The 15968-nt window shown below is 72.7% G+C and carries 14 protein-coding genes; 3 read left to right on the top strand and 11 right to left on the bottom strand.

Translation table 11 applies throughout. The features are described from left to right. Positions 1–471: 471 nt before the first annotated feature. A complete protein-coding gene (gene tyrS, locus ACWDD9_RS17775) occupies positions 472–1740 on the bottom strand; it encodes a tyrosine--tRNA ligase (protein ID WP_074002093.1) in 1269 nt (422 codons plus the stop codon). Positions 1741–2032: 292 nt separating this feature from the next. Here tyrS and ACWDD9_RS17770 point away from each other — a divergent pair, with 292 nt between their 5' ends. Continuing rightward, positions 2033–2563: an HNH endonuclease gene (locus ACWDD9_RS17770; protein WP_049659779.1), complete on the top strand. Its 531-nt coding sequence runs from the start codon at positions 2033–2035 to the stop codon at positions 2561–2563. A 57-nt stretch (positions 2564–2620) separates the two neighbouring features. Here ACWDD9_RS17770 and ACWDD9_RS17765 read toward each other — a convergent pair whose 3' ends face one another. The 7 genes from ACWDD9_RS17765 to ACWDD9_RS17735 form a co-directional block, all read right to left on the bottom strand. Further along, positions 2621–4639 carry an outer membrane protein assembly factor BamB family protein gene (locus tag ACWDD9_RS17765; protein WP_449811984.1) on the bottom strand — a complete coding sequence of 673 codons (2019 nt, stop codon included), beginning with the start codon at positions 4637–4639 and terminating at the stop codon, positions 2621–2623. Positions 4640–4762: 123 nt separating this feature from the next. Beyond that, the gene (locus ACWDD9_RS17760) at positions 4763–5068 is read right to left on the bottom strand and encodes a 4a-hydroxytetrahydrobiopterin dehydratase (protein WP_375877723.1); all 306 of its coding nucleotides are present in this window, start codon (positions 5066–5068) and stop codon (positions 4763–4765) included. 82 nt (positions 5069–5150) lie between these two features. Continuing rightward, the gene (locus ACWDD9_RS17755) at positions 5151–5330 is read right to left on the bottom strand and encodes a DUF1272 domain-containing protein (RefSeq protein ID WP_049652107.1); all 180 of its coding nucleotides are present in this window, start codon (positions 5328–5330) and stop codon (positions 5151–5153) included. Between the two features lie 79 nt (positions 5331–5409). Then, the gene (locus ACWDD9_RS17750; RefSeq protein ID WP_449811983.1) at positions 5410–6168 is read right to left on the bottom strand and encodes a sulfite exporter TauE/SafE family protein; all 759 of its coding nucleotides are present in this window, start codon (positions 6166–6168) and stop codon (positions 5410–5412) included. Positions 6169–6391: 223 nt separating this feature from the next. Further along, positions 6392–7435 (bottom strand): SPFH domain-containing protein, encoded by a 1044-nt coding sequence (locus ACWDD9_RS17745; RefSeq protein WP_074001593.1) that lies wholly within the window; start codon positions 7433–7435, stop codon positions 6392–6394. Positions 7436–7445: 10 nt separating this feature from the next. Further along, entirely contained in the window at positions 7446–7868 is a 423-nt protein-coding gene (locus ACWDD9_RS17740; protein ID WP_049652104.1) for an NfeD family protein, read from the bottom strand. Between the two features lie 130 nt (positions 7869–7998). Continuing rightward, positions 7999–8790 (bottom strand): ABC transporter ATP-binding protein, encoded by a 792-nt coding sequence (locus ACWDD9_RS17735; protein ID WP_049652103.1) that lies wholly within the window; start codon positions 8788–8790, stop codon positions 7999–8001. A gap of 150 nt (positions 8791–8940) precedes the next feature. Here ACWDD9_RS17735 and ACWDD9_RS17730 point away from each other — a divergent pair, with 150 nt between their 5' ends. Then, a complete protein-coding gene (locus ACWDD9_RS17730; RefSeq protein ID WP_117490087.1) occupies positions 8941–9744 on the top strand; it encodes a hypothetical protein in 804 nt (267 codons plus the stop codon). Between the two features lie 22 nt (positions 9745–9766). Here the strand turns inward: ACWDD9_RS17730 and ACWDD9_RS17725 are convergent, their stop codons facing one another. The 3 genes from ACWDD9_RS17725 to ACWDD9_RS17715 all read right to left on the bottom strand — a co-directional run bounded on the left by ACWDD9_RS17725 (position 9767) and on the right by ACWDD9_RS17715 (position 14401). Beyond that, positions 9767–10423, bottom strand: coding sequence for a response regulator (locus ACWDD9_RS17725; RefSeq protein WP_049652101.1), 657 nt, complete (start codon positions 10421–10423; stop codon positions 9767–9769). Then, entirely contained in the window at positions 10416–11513 is a 1098-nt protein-coding gene (locus ACWDD9_RS17720; protein WP_049652110.1) for a GAF domain-containing sensor histidine kinase, read from the bottom strand. The genes ACWDD9_RS17725 and ACWDD9_RS17720 overlap by 8 nt, the downstream gene beginning before the upstream one ends. A gap of 278 nt (positions 11514–11791) precedes the next feature. After that, positions 11792–14401 (bottom strand): FHA domain-containing protein, encoded by a 2610-nt coding sequence (locus ACWDD9_RS17715; RefSeq protein ID WP_449811982.1) that lies wholly within the window; start codon positions 14399–14401, stop codon positions 11792–11794. Positions 14402–14622: 221 nt separating this feature from the next. Between ACWDD9_RS17715 and serB the strand changes: the two genes are divergently transcribed. After that, positions 14623–15879, top strand: a complete 1257-nt coding sequence (gene serB / locus ACWDD9_RS17710; protein ID WP_049652099.1) for a phosphoserine phosphatase SerB — start codon at positions 14623–14625, stop codon at positions 15877–15879. Positions 15880–15968 lie beyond the last annotated feature (89 nt).

Raw genomic sequence — 15968 nt, 5'->3', positions numbered from 1 at the left:
GCGTTGACTTTTGGCACGCTGTTGAGTTCTCAAGGAACGGACGCTTCCTTCGGACCGCCTTCCAGCGGACCCTCCGGGCTTCGTTCTTTCGTGTTACCAGCTTATCAGACGTTTTCCGCTCCGTTTTCCGGAGTTTCGTTCATCCGATTTCCCGAACTGGCCGGGTCCGCTTTTCGCGACGTCCACCACATTACCGCATTCCGAGTGTCACTCGAAATTCACACTCACCCGTAGACGGCAATGCCGACGAACCCATTTTCATGGGAATCAGAGTGGGAGTGGGTCTTGCTGAGTGGGGTGGCCGCTCCAGCGACTCGTTCAACACTAGGCCACCTGGACGACATCGTCAAACGTCGAGGGCCGGATCTGTCCAGATCCGGCCCTCGGGGCTCGAAGCCGCAGCTCAGAGCAGGTGTGCTTTCAGCCAAGCCTCAACCGGCAGCCTCCACCGGCCCGGCCGTCGACCGGCGGTCAGCCGGCGGCGACCAGCTCCGCCGCCGCCAGGTTCCGCTTGCCGCGCCGCAGCACCAGCCAGCGGCCGTGCAGCAGGTCGGCCTCGGTCGGCACCGCCTCCTCGTCCGTCACCTTGACGTTGTTGAGGTAGGCACCGCCCTCCTTGATCGTCCGGCGGGCGGCCGAACGGCTGGGCGACAGCCCGACGGCGACCAGCAGGTCGACCACCGTCTGCAGCTCGGACACCTCGGCCTTCGGGACCTCGGCCAGGGCGGCGGCCAGGGTGGGGGCCTCCAGGTCGGCGAGGTCGCCCTGGCCGAACAGCGCCTTGGACGCGGCGACCGCGCGCTCGTACTGCTCCGCGCCGTGCACCAGCGTGGTGAGCTCCTCGGCGAGGGCACGCTGGGCGAGGCGGGCGGCCGGGCGCTCGGTGGTCTCGCGCTCCAGCTCCTCGACCTCCTCCTTCGAGCGGAAGCTGAAGATCCGCAGGAAGGTGGGGACGTCCCGGTCGTCCGCGTTCAGCCAGAACTGGTAGAAGGCGTACGGGGTGGTCAGCTCGGGGTCGAGCCAGACCGTGCCGGACTCGGTCTTGCCGAACTTGGTGCCGTCGGCCTTGACGATCAGCGGCGTGGCCAGCGCGTGGACGGACTTGCCGTCGGCCTTGCGGATCAGGTCCGTGCCGGCGGTCAGGTTGCCCCACTGGTCGCTGCCGCCGGTCTGCAGGGCGCAGCCGTAGCGGCGGTTCAGCTCCAGGTAGTCCATGCCCTGGAGGATCTGGTAGCTGAACTCGGTGTAGCTGATGCCCGCGTCGGAGTTGAGCCGTCGGGCGACGGCCTCCTTGGCGATCATGTTGTTGACCCGGAAGTACTTGCCCACGTCACGCAGCAGGCTGATCGCCGACATCCCGGACGTCCAGTCCAGGTTGTTGACCATGCGCGCCGCGTACGGGCCCTCGAAGTCGAGGAAGCGCGAGATCTGGCCGCGCAGGCGCTCGACCCAGCCGGCCACCGTCTCGGGGTCGTTGAGCACGCGCTCGGCGGTGGGCTTCGGGTCGCCGATCAGGCCCGTGGCGCCGCCGACCAGCCCGAGCGGGAGGTTCCCCGCCTGCTGGATGCGGCGCATGGTGAGGATCTGCACCAGGTTGCCGAGGTGCAGGCTGGGGGCCGTCGGGTCGAAGCCGCAATAGAACGTGACCGGGCCGTCCGCGAACGCCTTGCGCAGTGCGTCCTCGTCAGTGGAAAGGGCGATCAGCCCGCGCCACTGCAGCTCGTCGACGATGTCCGTCACGGTCACGCTTCTCCTTCGATCGGGCGTCCGACCAGTGCTGGCCCGGTTCGGTCGGGCTCCGGGTCGGTACGACTCCAGCCTGATAGAGCCTACGCGGTTCCGGCCAGCGAGTTTCCCCGAGGCACCCCTCCCGGTCGGCCGGTCCGCCGTCCCGGGCCCCTCCCCGATACCGGAAATTCCGTTGTTCGACGGCTACGGGCCCATTCAGAGTGGTTCCACCGCCGTGCGGCGGCAGTGACGTGTGTGGAGACGGTCGTGCCGCCGTGGCACGCCCGCGGGAAGGGTGTGCCGAGTGCGCAACACGCTGGTTCTGAACGCGAGCTACGAGCCCCTGACGACGGTGTCGCTCCAGCGCGCCGTCGTCCTGGTGCTCCAGGACAAGGCCGTGGTGGAGCAGGCGCATCCGCTGCGCTCGATCAGGGGGACGGGCATTGCCGTCCCGGTGCCGCGGGTGATCAGACTGCAACGGTACGTACGGGTGCCGTTCCGACAACAGGCTCCGTGGTCGCGGCGCGGCGTCCTGGCGCGGGACCGGCACCTGTGCGCGTACTGCGGCCGGCGGGCCACCACGGTGGACCACCTCCAGCCCAGGTCGCGCGGTGGTGCCGACAGCTGGATGAACACCGTGGCCGCGTGCGCGGAGGACAACCAGCACAAGGCGGACCGCACGCCGGAGCAGGCCGGGATGAAGCTGCTGCGCCGCCCGTTCGAGCCGACGCCGCAGGCCAGCCTGATGCTGGCGCTCGGTCTGCGCGGCTCGGAGGTCCGGGACCTCGCCGACTGGCTGCCGGCCGTACCGGGCCGGCCCGTCTCCGCGGCGTAAGGCGGCGTAAGGCGGCGCGAGGAGGCGCAAGGAGGCCGGAAACCCGGGCGGAGGGCCTCAGTCCTTCGCCCGGTACCCCGCCGCCGTGCCGTAGTTCGTCGAGTGCTCGGGCACCACGACCACCTGCCCGCCGCCGATGAGCACCCGTCCGGAGATCAGCAGCGAGCCGGTGCCGGCCGGGAAGTTGCCCCCGGTCGCCTCCCGGCCGCCCGCCAGCGGGAACCGGCTGAGGCGGGCGGGCTGGTCGCGGCGTTCGTCGGCGGCGAGCACCAGCGACCCGCCGTCGATGCCGACCGCCCGGACGGCGCCCTTGGCGGCGGTCGGCGTCTTCCAGCGCTGCTTGCCGGTGTCCAGGTCGTAGCCGACCGCGGCCACCGGCCCGCCGCCGTTCGGCGGGGCCAGGGTGGTGACCATCGTGCGGCCCTCGAAGTACACCTCGGGAGTGGCCGAAAACGTACCGTGGGCGACGTCCAGCCGGCCGCCGTCGACGGCCACCGGGATCTCGGCGGCCGGGTCGCCACCCGCGCCCCAGGCGAACACCCGGTCGTCCTCGGGCTTCCCGCCGGTGGTGAGGACCACGGACGGCTCGGCCGACAGCACGGTCACCGTCTTCGGCTGGTTGTTCAGGCCCCGCCACCAGCCGACCTTGCCGTCCGCGGTGTTCAGCGCGACGGCCTGGTCGGCGGGGGTCGAGTCGGCGCAGGAGGAGGCGACGAGCACGGTCTTGCCGCTGACGCCGCCGGACAGGGTGCAGAACTTGCCCTGCCCGGTGTACTGCCAGACGTCCTTCCCGTCGGCGGACTCCCAGGCCAGCACCCGGTCGTCGCCGACGGCGATCACCTTGTCCTCGGTGACGCCGACCCGGGCCGAGTAGGCGCCCTTGGCGTCCGAGAGGCTCTTGGTCCAGACGGTCTTGCCGGTCTTGGTGTCCACGGCGGCCACCAGCGTGCAGGGGCTCTTCGGATCGGCCTGCGGACGGAACAGGGCCGCGCCCAGGCCCGCCGGGTTCACCCCCGCCGACAGCCCGCACGGGACGGCCCCGGCGGCCGGCGGCTCCACCGACCAGGTCGCCTTGCCGCCCGCCCGGTCGTACGCGTGCACCCCGGAGCCGTCGGCCCGGACCACCGCGTCGGCCAGCAGCCAGCCGCCGATCAGCGTGTCGTCGCCCCCGGACGGACCGGCCGCGGCCGGCTGCGCGGCCCACACCCGGTCGTGCGCCACCGCGAAGCCCGGCTCGCCGCCGCTGCTCGCCGCCGCGCTGCCGCCGCCCTCGGCGCCGACCGTCAGCCCGGCCGCCACCAGCACTCCCAGCGCGGCCACCCCGGCGCCGGTCCGCACCAGCAGGGCCTTGCGGCTGGGCATGTGCTCCCCGGTCAGCACCGCGTCGGCGGCCTTCCGGGCCTTGGCGGAGAGCGAGGAGCCAGAGCCCTCACCCGCGCCGGAACCGCCGCCGCCCCCTCGACGGGCCGCGGCCCTCGACCGCGGGGCCGGCTCGGCCTGCGGCTCGGGGACCCGCACCGGAGTGGTCGCCGCGGGCTCCTCGGGGACGGGCGCCGGCCCGGCCTCCTCGATGTGCACGTAGCCGTCCGCCGAGTACTCCGCCCCCGCCGGGACGTACAGCCCCTCGTCGGCGGGCTGCTGCGGGGCGGCGTACGGCGCGTAGGGCTGGTGCGGCTGCGCGTGGTCCGGGTACTGCGGGTACGGCTGGGACTGCTCCTGGCCGCCGTACGGGCCCTGGACGTAACCGCCCTGGACGTAGCCGCCCTCGACGTAGCCGGTCGGGCCGACACCGCTCTGCTCGTAACCGGCCTGGTCGTACCCGCTCCGGCCGTAGCCGGCCTGGTCGTACCCGCTCTGGTCGTAGCCGGTGGGCCCGTAACCGCCCTGGCCGGACTGCGGCTGCTGCTGCCCGTACTCGGCCGAGCCGTAGCCCTGCTGCTGCGGCCACTGCGACGGCTGCTGAGCTGTCTGCTGCTGCTCGGCGTACCCGCCGTACCCGCCGGTCTGCCAGTCCGGGTGGCCCTGGGGCGGCCACGGCTGCCGGTCGTGGGCGTCTCCGAAGGGCTCCTGCGCCATCCGTTCCGTCCCTCCCGAGCCCCGCCCGCCTGCCGATGCGGCAGTCAGCATCTCACGCCCGCCCGGGGGCGCGGCCCGGGCCCTCGCCCGTACCGTCCCGGGCCGGCCGGTCCTGCGGCGGCGTCAGGAGGCCGACTCGGCGCGCAGGGCCTCGTCGATCCGGGCGGCGAGGGTGAAGTCCAGACCGGTGAGGCCGCCGGCGCTGTGGGTGGACAGGACGAAGCGCAGGGTGCGCCAGCGGATGTCGATGTCGGGGTGGTGGTCGAGCGCCTCGGCCTGCTCGGCGACGGCGACGACCACCCGGACCGCCGCCGGGAAGTCCGGGGCGTCGGCGGTACGGGCGATGCTGTCGCCCTCCCGCGTCCACCGGGGCAGCGCCGCCAGGGCCGCCGTGATCTCGTCCTCGTTCAGCCGTGCCCTGCTGCTCATCGCCGCGCTCCTGCTGGATGGTCGGTCCGGGGTGCCGGATTTTCGGTACGTCCGCAGTTCCGGGACGTCCGGGGTTCCGGTGTCAGGCGGCCTTCCGGCGCGGACGGGTCACCAGCTCGCCGCCGCAGTTGGGGCAGCCGCCGGCCATGGCCTCGGTGCAGTCCGGGCAGAAGGTGCACTCGTAGGAACATATCGAGGCGCCGCCGTCCGCGGTCAGCGACACCGCGCAGCGCTCGCAGCTCTCACGCATCTCCAGGGCCATGGCGTACTCCTCCGACGTTCCGATGTTCCGACGTTCCGATGCTCCGACACCCTGCCGGGCCCGACGGCCTGACGGCCATTCAGCTCAACAGCAGCTTGGCGACGGCCACGAGGCCGACCACCACGATGACCCCGCGCAGCGCCGTCGGCGGGAGGCGGCGGCCGACCTTGGCGCCGACCAACCCGCCGACCAGCGAGCCCGCCGCGATCAGCCCGGCGGCGGCCCAGTTCACCGTCGAGGTGAAGAGGAAGAAGAGCGCGGCGACGGCGTTGACGATCATCGCCAGGGCGTTCTTCACCGCGTTGATCCGCTGGAGGTCCTCCTGGAGCAGCATGCCCATCAGGGCCATCAGCAGCACGCCCTGCGCGGCGCCGAAGTAGCCGCCGTAGATGCCGGTCAGGAACACCCCGACCAGCAGCACCGGGCTGCCGTCCGGATCGCCGCCGGGGCGGCGGCGGGCGGCGACGGCCTTGGCCACCCGGGGCTGGATCACCACCAGGACGAGCGCGAGCAGGATCAGCACCGGGACGATCGCGTCGAAGGCCCCGCTCGGCAGCCTGGTCAGCAGCAGCGCGCCGACCAGCCCGCCGAGCAGCGAGGCGGTGCCCAGGCGCAGCACCCGGCGGCCCTGGTCGGCCAGTTCGCGGCGGTACCCGATCACGCCGCTGAGCGAGCCGGGGACCAGGCCGAAGGTGTTGGAGACGTTGGCGGTGACCGGCGGGAGGCCCACGGCGAGCAGGACCGGGAAGGTGATCAGGGTGCCGGAGCCGACGATGACGTTGATCATCCCGGCGCCGACGCCGGCCACCAGGACGGCGATCGACTCCCAGAGCGTCATGGGTCACCTCTCCTCTCGGTCCTGTCCGAGGGGATCATGCCGGACGGCCCCGCGGCTCTACCAGACCCGCCCACGATTCGGGACGCACCTCACAACGTGCGCGCGCTCCACCGCCGCCGCACAAGGCCGAGGGCCCGCCGCCTCTCGGCAGCGGGCCCTCGACGGAACTCGGTCCGACCGGCCACTCCGGCTCGGTCACTCCGATCCGGTCATTCCGGGTCGATCACTCCGGGTCGATCTTCGGGTACTCCCGGGCCGGGTCCACCCGGGGACGGGCAGCGCCCTTCTCGGTGTCCACCGGCCGCGGGCCGGAGGCCGGGTCCAGCGGCACCTGGGTGGCCGCCGGGGCCGCCTGCGGAACGGTGGGCGCCGCGACCGCGCCGCCGTTCATCCCCCCGGTCAGGCCGCCGAAGGCGCCGCCGAGGCCCTTGAGCGCGTCGCCGACCTCGCTGGGGATGATCCAGAGCTTGTTGGAGTCGCCCTTGGCCAGCTCGGGCAGCGTCTGGAGGTACTGGTAGGCGAGCAGCTTCTGGTCGGCGTCGCCGTCGTGGATGGCCTCGAAGACCGTCCGGATCGCGGCCGCCTCACCGTCGGCGCGCAGGACGGCGGCCTGCGCCTCACCCTCGGCGCGGAGCACGTCGGCCTGCTTCTCACCCTCGGCCTTGAGGATCTGGGCCTGGCGCTGGCCTTCGGCGGTGAGGATCGCGGCGCGCTTGTCACGGTCGGCGCGCATCTGCTTCTCCATCGAGTCCTGGATGGAGGTCGGCGGCTCGATCGCCTTCAGCTCGACGCGGTTGACCCGGATGCCCCACTTGCCGGTGGCCTCGTCCAGGACGCCGCGCAGACCGGCGTTGATGACCTCGCGCGAGGTCAGGGTGGACTCCAGGTCCATCGAGCCGATGATGTTGCGCAGCGTGGTGACGGTCAGCTGCTCGATCGCCTGGATGTAGCTGGCGACCTCATACGTCGCGGCCCGGGGGTCGGTCACCTGGTAGTAGATGACGGTGTCGATGTTGACGACCAGGTTGTCCTGGGTGATCACCGGCTGCGGCGGGAACGGCACGACCTGCTCGCGCAGGTCGATCCGGTTGCGGACCCGGTCGATGAACGGGACGACGATGTTCAGCCCTGCGTTGAGCGTCCGGGTGTAGCGGCCGAAGCGCTCCACGATCGCGGCGCTGGCCTGCGGGATGACCTGGATCGTCTTGATCAGCGCGATGAAGGCCACCACGACCAGGACGACCAAAACGATAAGGACGGGTTCCACGGACTCTCCCCTAGACGACCAGGGCGGTCGCGCCCTGGATTTCGACGACGTCGACCTGTTGTCCAGGCTGGTACACCTGGCCCGGGTGGAGCGCGCGGGCCGACCAGATCTCGCCGTTCAGCTTGATCCTCCCGCCCTCCCCGTCGACGGTTTCCGCGACGACCGCGGTGGCGCCCTGGAGCGCCTCGATGCCCATCTTGACCTGCGGCCCGCTACGGAGCTGCCGGTAGGCGATCGGGCGGACGAAGACCACCAGGGCGACCGAGACGGCGACGAAGGTCACGGTCTCGAGGACCACTCCCCCGCCCAGCGCGGCCACGCCGGAGGCGGCCAGCGCCCCGACCGCGAACATGGCGAACTCCGGCATCGCGGTGAGCACCAGCGGTATGCCGAGCCCTGCGGCGGCCAGGAGCCACCAGATCCAGCTGTCCACATGTCCATCCTAGGGAGCGAAGGCCTTCGAAGCGGACAGTTCCCGCAGGTCGAGGGGCGGAAACCGGTCGCGCGTGCGACCGGTTCCCGACGGCCGTCCGGATGAACGACAGGAACGGGCGGACGGGGCCTCAGCCCAGCGGCAGACCCTGCGCCGACCAGCGGTCTCCGTGCCGCTCCAGGGTCAGCGGCAGGCCGAAGCACTTGGAGAGGTTGCGGGCGGTCAGCTCGGTGTCGATCGGGCCGGCCGTGAGCACCTTGCCCTGACGGATCATCAGGACGTGGGTGAAGCCGGGCGCGATCTCCTCGACGTGGTGGGTGACCATCGCCATCGCCGGGGCGAACTCGTCCTGGGCGAGCGCGCCGAGCCGGCGGACCAGGTCCTCGCGGCCGCCGAGGTCCAGGCCGGCGGCGGGCTCGTCGAGCAGCAGCAGCTCGGGGTCGGTCATCAGGGCGCGGGCGATCAGGGTGCGCTTGCGCTCGCCCTCGGAGAGGGTGCCGAACTTCCGGTCGGTGAGGTTGGCCATGCCGAGGCGGTCGAGCAGGGCCAGGGCGCGGGACTCGTCCGACTGCTCGTAGGTCTCCTGCCAGGTGACCGTCATGCCGTACGCGGCGGTGAGGACGGTCTGCAGCACGGTCTGCTCGGCCGGCAGCTTGTCGAACATGGCGGCGCCGGCCAGACCGATCCGGGAGCGCAGCTCGAAGACGTCGATCTCGCCGAGCTTCTCGCCCAGCACCGTGACCTTGCCCGAGGTCGGGAACAGGTACGAGGAGGCGATCTGCAACAGCGTGGTCTTGCCGGCGCCGTTCGGTCCCAGGATGACCCAGCGCTCGCCCTCGGAGATGGACCACGAGACCTGGTCGACCAGCGCGCGCCCCTCCCGGACCACGGATACGTCAACCAGCTCCAGCACGTCGCTCATGCCTATGCCTTCCCCAAAAAACAAGATTCTCGGCCGTCGGTGCGGGCGGCGAGCCTACTCCGGCAGCCGGTGGGCACGGGGTGGGTGCGCCGCACACGCATGGGCAAACCTACGCCACGCGGATGACCGGCGATTCCGTAGGCTGGCCGGATGCTCGTGACTCCAGCCGACAATCCGTACGAAGAGCCCCGTTCGGGGCGGCTCACCGCATGGGGCAACGCCCAGCTGGCGGGCCTGGTGCCGCCGGACGACGCCGCCGCGGCCGTCCTGGGCGCCGACGAGCGCCACCGGGTCACCGGCCTGCCCGGCGACGGGCCCGGCGAGCAGCACGGGCTGACCTGGGCGCTGGGGCGGCTGCGGGTGCTCGGTGTGAAGGGCCTGCGCCTCGCGCTGCCCTCGGCCGGGCACCCGCTCGGACTGACCGGCCCGAAGGCCTTCAACGAGCAGGCCATGCGGGCCGGCGAGGCCGTCCTGGCCGTCGGCGCACCGCTCGGGCTGGTGCCGGAGGTGGAGGAGTACGGGCCGGCCGGCGACCGCTCGGCCACCGTGCTGTGGCGCTGCCATGAGGTCAACGACACACCTCCGGCGGACGTCCCGTCGCTCCACGAGGCCGAGCGCGAGCTGGCCGAGGGGCTGCGGGAGGCGACCGTCCTGCTCACCCGCCTCGACGTGGCCGGTGCCGGGCCCGAGGCCCTGCGCGCCCTCGACGCCTACCGCCGGCGCGGCCACAGCGAGCCGCTGGCCCCCGGCTACCCGCCCCGGGCCGTCCGCGTCCTGGAGTCGGCCCGTCAGGTGTCCGCCCTGCTCGCCATCGCCTCGGGCGGGCACGGCGCCGCCGTCAGCGCCTCCGAGATGGCGGCCCGGCAGTCCGCCCTGGCCCCGCTGCGGCGCACCGCCCGGCGCGCCCAGGTGGCCGCCTACAACGCCCTCGTCGACGAGCGGGACGACCGCTGAGCGGAGGGGCACCCCCGGCGCGCTACGCCTCGCGGGTCTCGCCGTGGCGGACGGCCCAGAGTGCCGCCTGGGTGCGGTCGGCCAGGTCCAGCTTCATGAGGATGTTGGACACGTGGGTCTTCACGGTCTTCTCCGACAGGTGGAGGCTGCGGGCGATCTCCCGGTTGGAGCGGCCGTCGGCGATGTGGCCGAGCACCTCGCGCTCGCGCTCGGTGAGCGTGCCGCCGCGGCCCTGGGGGGCGCGCGGGCTGTCGTCGGAGAGCAGGGCGGCGGCCAGTTCGGGCTGGAGCAGGACGTGGCCGGCGTGCACCGAGCGGATCGCGCCGGCCAGCGCCTCCGGGTCCACGTCCTTGTAGACGTACCCGGCGGCGCCGGCCCGCAGCGCGGGGACCATCGTGCGGTGCTCGGTGAAGCTGGTGACGATCAGGATCCGGGCCCGGCTGCCCTCCCCCTTGAGGGTGCGCAGCGCCTCGATGCCGTCGACGCCGGGCATCTTGAGGTCCATCAGGACGACGTCGGGGTCGAGTTCACGGGCCCGTTCGACGCCCTCCGCCCCGTCGGCGGCCTCCCCGACCACCTCGATGTCGTCCTGGACCTCCAGGAAGGTGCGCAGCCCGCGCCGGACGACCTGGTGGTCGTCGACCAGCAGGACGCGGATCGACGGTGTGCTCTCAGGCACCGGGGACCTCCATCTCGACGAGCGTCCCCCGACCGGGGGCCGACTCCAGGGTGAGCGTGCCGCCGACGGCGGCCGCGCGGTCGCGCATCGAGGCCAGGCCGAGGTGGCGGCCGGCCCGTCGGACGGACTCCGGATCGAAGCCGCGCCCGTCGTCGTGCACCCGCAGCACGGCGCCGCGCGCGGGCGTCCCGGCCAGGGTGACGGTGACCCGGCGGGCGCCGGAGTGGCGCAGCGCGTTGTGCAGCGCCTCCTGGGCGACCCTCAGCAGCGCGGCCTCCTGGGCGGGCGGCAGCGCCCGGACGCCGTCGGCGGCGAAGGCGACGTCGGCGGTGTGCGCCCGGTCGAGGACCTGCACCTGGGAGGCGAGGGTGGCGCTGAGCCCGTCCTCCTCCAGGGCGGCGGGGCGCAGTTCCACGACGACGGCGCGCAGTTCGTCGGCGGCCTCGGCGGCCAGCCGGGCGACCTCGGCGAGTTCGGCGCGGGCCCGGGCCGGGTCGCGGTCGACGAGCTTGGCGGCCGCCTTGGCCGTGAGGCGGAGCGAGAAGAGCTTCTGCGAGACGGCGTCGTGCAGGTCGTGGGCGATCCGGGCCCGCTCGCCGGCCAGCGTGAGCTCGCGGCTGCGCTCGTACAGCCGGGCGTTGGACAGGGCGAGGCCGGCGTGCGCGGCGAGGATCCGCAGCAGTTCCTCGTCGTGGTCGGTGAACTGGCCGCCGCCGCGCTTGTTGGCGAGGAAGATGACGCCCATCACCTGCGGCTCGTCCTCGGCCGCGTCGGTGTCCAGGATCGGCATGCCGAGGAAGGCGTCCATGTCGGGGTGGGCCTCGGGCCACCCCTCGAAGGCGGGCGCCTTGCGGACGTCCACCAGCCGGGTGGGGCCGGTCTCGTGCAGCATCGCGGCGAGCACGCCGTGCTGCCGGGGCAGCGGGCCGATCGCCCGCCACTGCTCGTCGGTGACGCCGTCGACGACGAACTGGGCGAAGCCGCCGTGGTCGTCGGGCACGCCGAGGGCGGCGTACTCGGCGCCCAGCAGGCCGCGGGCGGAGGCGGTGATGCGGCGCAGCACCTCGCGGACCTCCAGGTGCCGGCTCATGGCGAGCAGCGCCTGGCTGACGGCCTCGATCCCGGCCAGGCACGGTTCGCAGGCGGGCAGCGGGCCGTGGTGGGCCGCGTGGTCTCCGGTGGTGCTGGGCATACGGTCAAACTACCGCCGCCGCGACGGCCGCCGCGTCCGTCCCCGGCCGCCCCGGGCCCGGGGCCGGGGACCTAGGACCCGTGCCCCGGGAGGGCCCGCCCGGAAACGCGGAGGGGCGGCCCTCCCGGGTGGGAGGACCGCCCCTCGGACTGCCGTCCGCGACGTCGGGGAAGGGGTCAGCCCTTCTGCATGACCTCGGGCTCGTGCCGGCGCTGGAGCCGGGTGACGAGGACGCCGATGACGACCGAGATGGCCACCAGCACGCCCGCGTCGATCGCCCACTGGGCGACGCTGTGCTTCCAGAGCGGGTCGTAGTTGGGGTTCTGGAAGTCCTTGTTCCAGGGGCCCATGAGCGTGGACAGGTCCAGCGTGGTGGACACGATGCCGGTGCCCCAGCGGGCCGGCATCAGCCAGGCGACCTGCTCCAGGCCGGGCTTGCTGAAGATCTGGAAGAGGCAGCCGGTGAAGACGACCTGGACGATGGCGAACATGACCAGCAGCGGCATGGTCTTCTCGGCGGTCTTCACCAGCGCGGAGATCATCAGGCCGAACATCATCGCGGCGAAGCTGAGCAGGATCATGCCGACGGTCATCTCGACGATCGGCAGGTTCTTGACGAGCAGGCCGTGCTCGGGGAGCTTGCGCGGCAGGAAGCCGACGGCGGAGATGATCGCGCCCTGGATCACGCTGAAGAAGCCCAGCACGATGATCTTGGACATCATGTACGCCGAGCGGGAGAGCCCGGTGGCCCGTTCCCGTTCGTAGATCGCCCGTTCCTTGATCAGCTCGCGGACCGAGTTGGCCGCTCCGGAGAAGCAGGCGCCGATCGCCAGGATCAGCAGGATCGTCGCGGCCCCGTTGTTGAGGTGGAGCTGGGTGTTCGGGTTGGGCGCGAGCCCCGGTTCGTTGGGGATCAGCACGCTGACCGCGCCGATCACCGCGGGCAGCAGCACCGACAGCGCCAGGAAGCCGCGGTCCGAGGCGAGCACCGACATGTAGCGGCGCATCAGGGTCCACAGCTGCGAGCCCCAGCTCTGCGGCTTGGGCGGCTTGACGGCCTCCTGGGCGACCTGGACGTGCTGCACCTCGCCCGCCTCGACGGTCGGGGCGGAGTACTGCTGGTAGTGCACCGAACCGCGGTAGCGGCCGGCCCAGTCGTGGTCCGGGTAGTTCTCGAAGGCCTGGAAGACGTCCGCCCAGGTCTCGTACCCGAAGAAGTGCAGCGCCTCGTCCGGCGGGCCGAAGTAGGCCACCGAGCCGCCCGGCGCCATCACCAGCAGCCGGTCGCAGAGGGCGAGTTCGGCCACCGAGTGGGTGACGACCAGGATCGTGCGGCCGTCGTCGGCCAGGCCGCGCAGCATCTGCATGACCTCGCGGTCCATGCCCGGGTCGAGGCCCGAGGTGGGCTCGTCCAGGAAGATCAGCGAGGGCTTGGTGAGCAGCTCCAGGGCGACCGAGACGCGCTTCTGCTGGCCGCCGGAGAGCGCGGTGATCTTGTTGTCGGCGCGCTTGTCGAGGCGCAGCTCGTACAGCACCTCGTCGATCCGGGCCTCGCGCTCCTTCGCCTCGGTGTCCCCGGGGAAGCGCAGCCGGGCCGCGTACTTGAGGCCCTTCCGGACGGTGAGCTCGCGGTGCAGGATCTCGGACTGCGGCACCAGGCCGATGCGCGAGCGGAGTTCGGCGAACTGCTTGTAGAGGTTGCGGCCGTCGTACAGCACCTCGCCGCGGTCGGCCGGGCGGTAGCCGGTGAGGGCCCGCAGCAGGGTCGACTTGCCGGAGCCGGACGGGCCGATGACGGCCACCAGGGACTTCTCCGGGACGCCGAAGCTGACGTCGTCGAGCAGGACCTTCTTGCCGCCCTTGTGGTCGACCTCGACGGTCAGGTGGCGGGCGGAGAAGGAGACGGCGCCGGTGTCGACGAACTCCTGAAGCTGGTCGCCGACCAGGACGAACCCGGAGTGGCCGACCGTCAGCCGGTCCTGCGGGCCCATCAGCTGACGCTGCACCCGCTGGCCGTTGAGGAAGATGCCGTTGTGGCTGCCGAGGTCGACGATCTCGTAGCGGCCGTCCGGGAGCTGGCGCAGCTCGGCGTGGTGGCGGGAGACCTGGAGGTCGGACACCACGATGTCGTTGTCGAGCGCGCGGCCGATCCGGACGGTGCGCATCGCCGAGGTCAGGTTGCGGATGATGGTCGGCTGCGGCCCGCCGTCGTGCGGCGGGGGCGGGAAGCCCTGCTGCGGGAAGCCGCCGTGCTGGGGCTGCTGCTGCGGGGCCGGCCGGTCCTGCGGCGGCGCGTACTGCTGCTGCGGGAACGGCGGCTGGGCCTGCTGCTGGCCGGGCCAGGCCTGCTGCTGCGGCTGCTGGTACGGGTCGTGCTGCGGCCAGCCCTGCTGCGGGGCGGGCTGCTGGGGCGTGGGCACCGGGCCGCGGCTGGTGGCGGCCTCGTGCATCGGGGTGGCCTGCGGGGCCGCGGCGTGCGGGGCGGCGGCCTGCGCGGGCGCGGAGAAGCCGAGCCGGGGGCCGTTCTCCGGGTTGCCCAGGTTCACCACGGCACCGGGGAACAGCTGGGCCTGGAGGGTGCGGGCGCCGGCCACGTACGTTCCGTTGGTGCTGCCGTGGTCGTCCAGCTGCCAACCGCTGCCGTTGAAGCCGATGGTCCCGTGCTGCCAGGAGACCCTCGCGTCGTCGAACGTGAAGTCCGACTGCGGGTTTCGCCCGATGGTGTAGGACCGCCCGGGCTCCAGAGTCCGCTGCTGTCCGTTGATCTCGATGACGAGTTGCGGCACTGCTCGCCTGCCCCGCTCTCTCGGTTCCCCCGAATTGTGGCCCCGGCCGGGGCCGCGATGTTCCTGTGACTGCCGGGGGAATCATTCCAGCCCGCCGACCGCCGGTGAAAGTCGGCCCGGGCGACTGTGACCAGGCTGCTACCGAGCCCGGACCTGCGGCGTCCCGCGAGGTGGGACGGGTGCTCCCGGGCCCTCGGGCGCCCGGTAGCGTGGGAGGCACCATGAACGCATCGCCCCTGGCCGCTGAGCCCCTCCCCGCCGCCCAGCACCGGACCGCGGACGAGCGCACCCTGCTCGTCAAGGTGTTCGGCAAGGACCGTCCCGGCATCACCGCCGGCCTCTTCACGACGCTGGCCGGTTTCGGCGTCGACGTCATCGACATCGAGCAGGTCGTCACCCGTGGGCGCATCACGCTGTGCGCCCTGGTCACCCCGCCCACCGCACCCGGCGCCGAGGGCGGGCTGCGGGCCACCGTCCACCGCTGGGCCGACGAGCAGAAGCTCCAGGCCGAGATCCTCTCCGGCATCGGTGACAACCGGCCGCGCCGTGAGGGCCGTTCGCACGTCACGGTGCTCGGCAACCCGCTGACCGCCGCCGCCGTCTCCGCGCTCACCTCCCGGATCACCGCCTCGGACGGCAACATCGACCGTGTCTTCCGGCTCGCCAAGTACCCGGTGACGGCGGTCGAGCTGGCCGTCTCCGGTGTGGCCACCGACGAGCTGCGGGCCGCGCTGGCCCAGGAGGCGGCCACCCAGCGGGTGGACGTCGCGGTGGTCGCCGCCGGTCTGGAGCGCCGGGCCAAGCGCCTGGTGGTCATGGACGTGGACTCCACGCTCATCCAGGACGAGGTGATCGAGCTGTTCGCCGCCCACGCGGGCTGCGAGGAGGAGGTCGCCGCGGTGACGGCGGCGGCGATGCGCGGGGAGCTGGACTTCGCCGAGTCGCTGCGGGCCCGGGTGGCGCTGCTGGCCGGGCTGGACGCCTCGGTGACCGAGAAGGTGCGCGCCGAGGTCCGCTTCACGCCGGGCGCGCGCACCCTGATCCGTACGCTCCAGCGCCTCGGCTACCAGGTCGCGGTGGTGTCCGGCGGCTTCACCCAGGTCACCGACCACCTGGTGGAGCAGCTGGGGCTGGACTTCGCGGCCGCGAACACCCTGGAGGTGGTGGACGGCCGGTTCACCGGCCGGGTGGTCGGCGAGATCGTGGACCGGGCGGGCAAGGCCCGCTGGCTGGCCCGCTTCGCCGAGCAGGCGAAGGTGCCGCTGGAGCAGACGGTGGCGATCGGCGACGGCGCCAACGACCTGGACATGCTGAACGCGGCCGGCCTCGGGGTGGCGTTCAACGCCAAGCCGGTGGTGCGGGAGGCCGCCGACACCGCGGTGAACGTGCCGTTCCTGGACACCGTGCTGTACCTGCTGGGCATCACCCGCGAGGAGGTCGAGGCCGCCGACGCGCTGCACGGCACCCCGACCGAGTAGGGCCCGCCCGGCGGCCGATGGAGTGAGGCGGCCGCCCGGAGAGGGCCTGTGGACGTACCAGAGGGGCGCGCGGATTCGATCCGCGCGCC

The organism is Kitasatospora sp. NPDC001119, assembly GCF_053598475.1.
The sequence above is the reverse complement of the archived record's forward strand: the minus strand, read 5'-3'. Positions and strand labels throughout refer to the sequence as shown.

What these genes read in the sequence shown, in the direction of transcription:
- ACWDD9_RS17720 (WP_049652110.1), bottom strand. Translation starts at nt 11,513, where the DNA reads ATGAGCCGGCACCTGGAGGTCCGCGAGGTGCTGCGCCGCATCACCGCC.
- ACWDD9_RS17735 (WP_049652103.1), bottom strand. Translation starts at nt 8,790, where the DNA reads ATGAGCGACGTGCTGGAGCTGGTTGACGTATCCGTGGTCCGGGAGGGG.
- ACWDD9_RS17765 (WP_449811984.1), bottom strand. Translation starts at nt 4,639, where the DNA reads ATGGCGCAGGAGCCCTTCGGAGACGCCCACGACCGGCAGCCGTGGCCG.
- ACWDD9_RS17755 (WP_049652107.1), bottom strand. Translation starts at nt 5,330, where the DNA reads ATGGCCCTGGAGATGCGTGAGAGCTGCGAGCGCTGCGCGGTGTCGCTG.
- ACWDD9_RS17760 (WP_375877723.1), bottom strand. Translation starts at nt 5,068, where the DNA reads ATGAGCAGCAGGGCACGGCTGAACGAGGACGAGATCACGGCGGCCCTG.
- ACWDD9_RS17750 (WP_449811983.1), bottom strand. Translation starts at nt 6,168, where the DNA reads ATGACGCTCTGGGAGTCGATCGCCGTCCTGGTGGCCGGCGTCGGCGCC.
- serB (WP_049652099.1), top strand. Translation starts at nt 14,623, where the DNA reads ATGAACGCATCGCCCCTGGCCGCTGAGCCCCTCCCCGCCGCCCAGCAC.
- ACWDD9_RS17730 (WP_117490087.1), top strand. Translation starts at nt 8,941, where the DNA reads ATGCTCGTGACTCCAGCCGACAATCCGTACGAAGAGCCCCGTTCGGGG.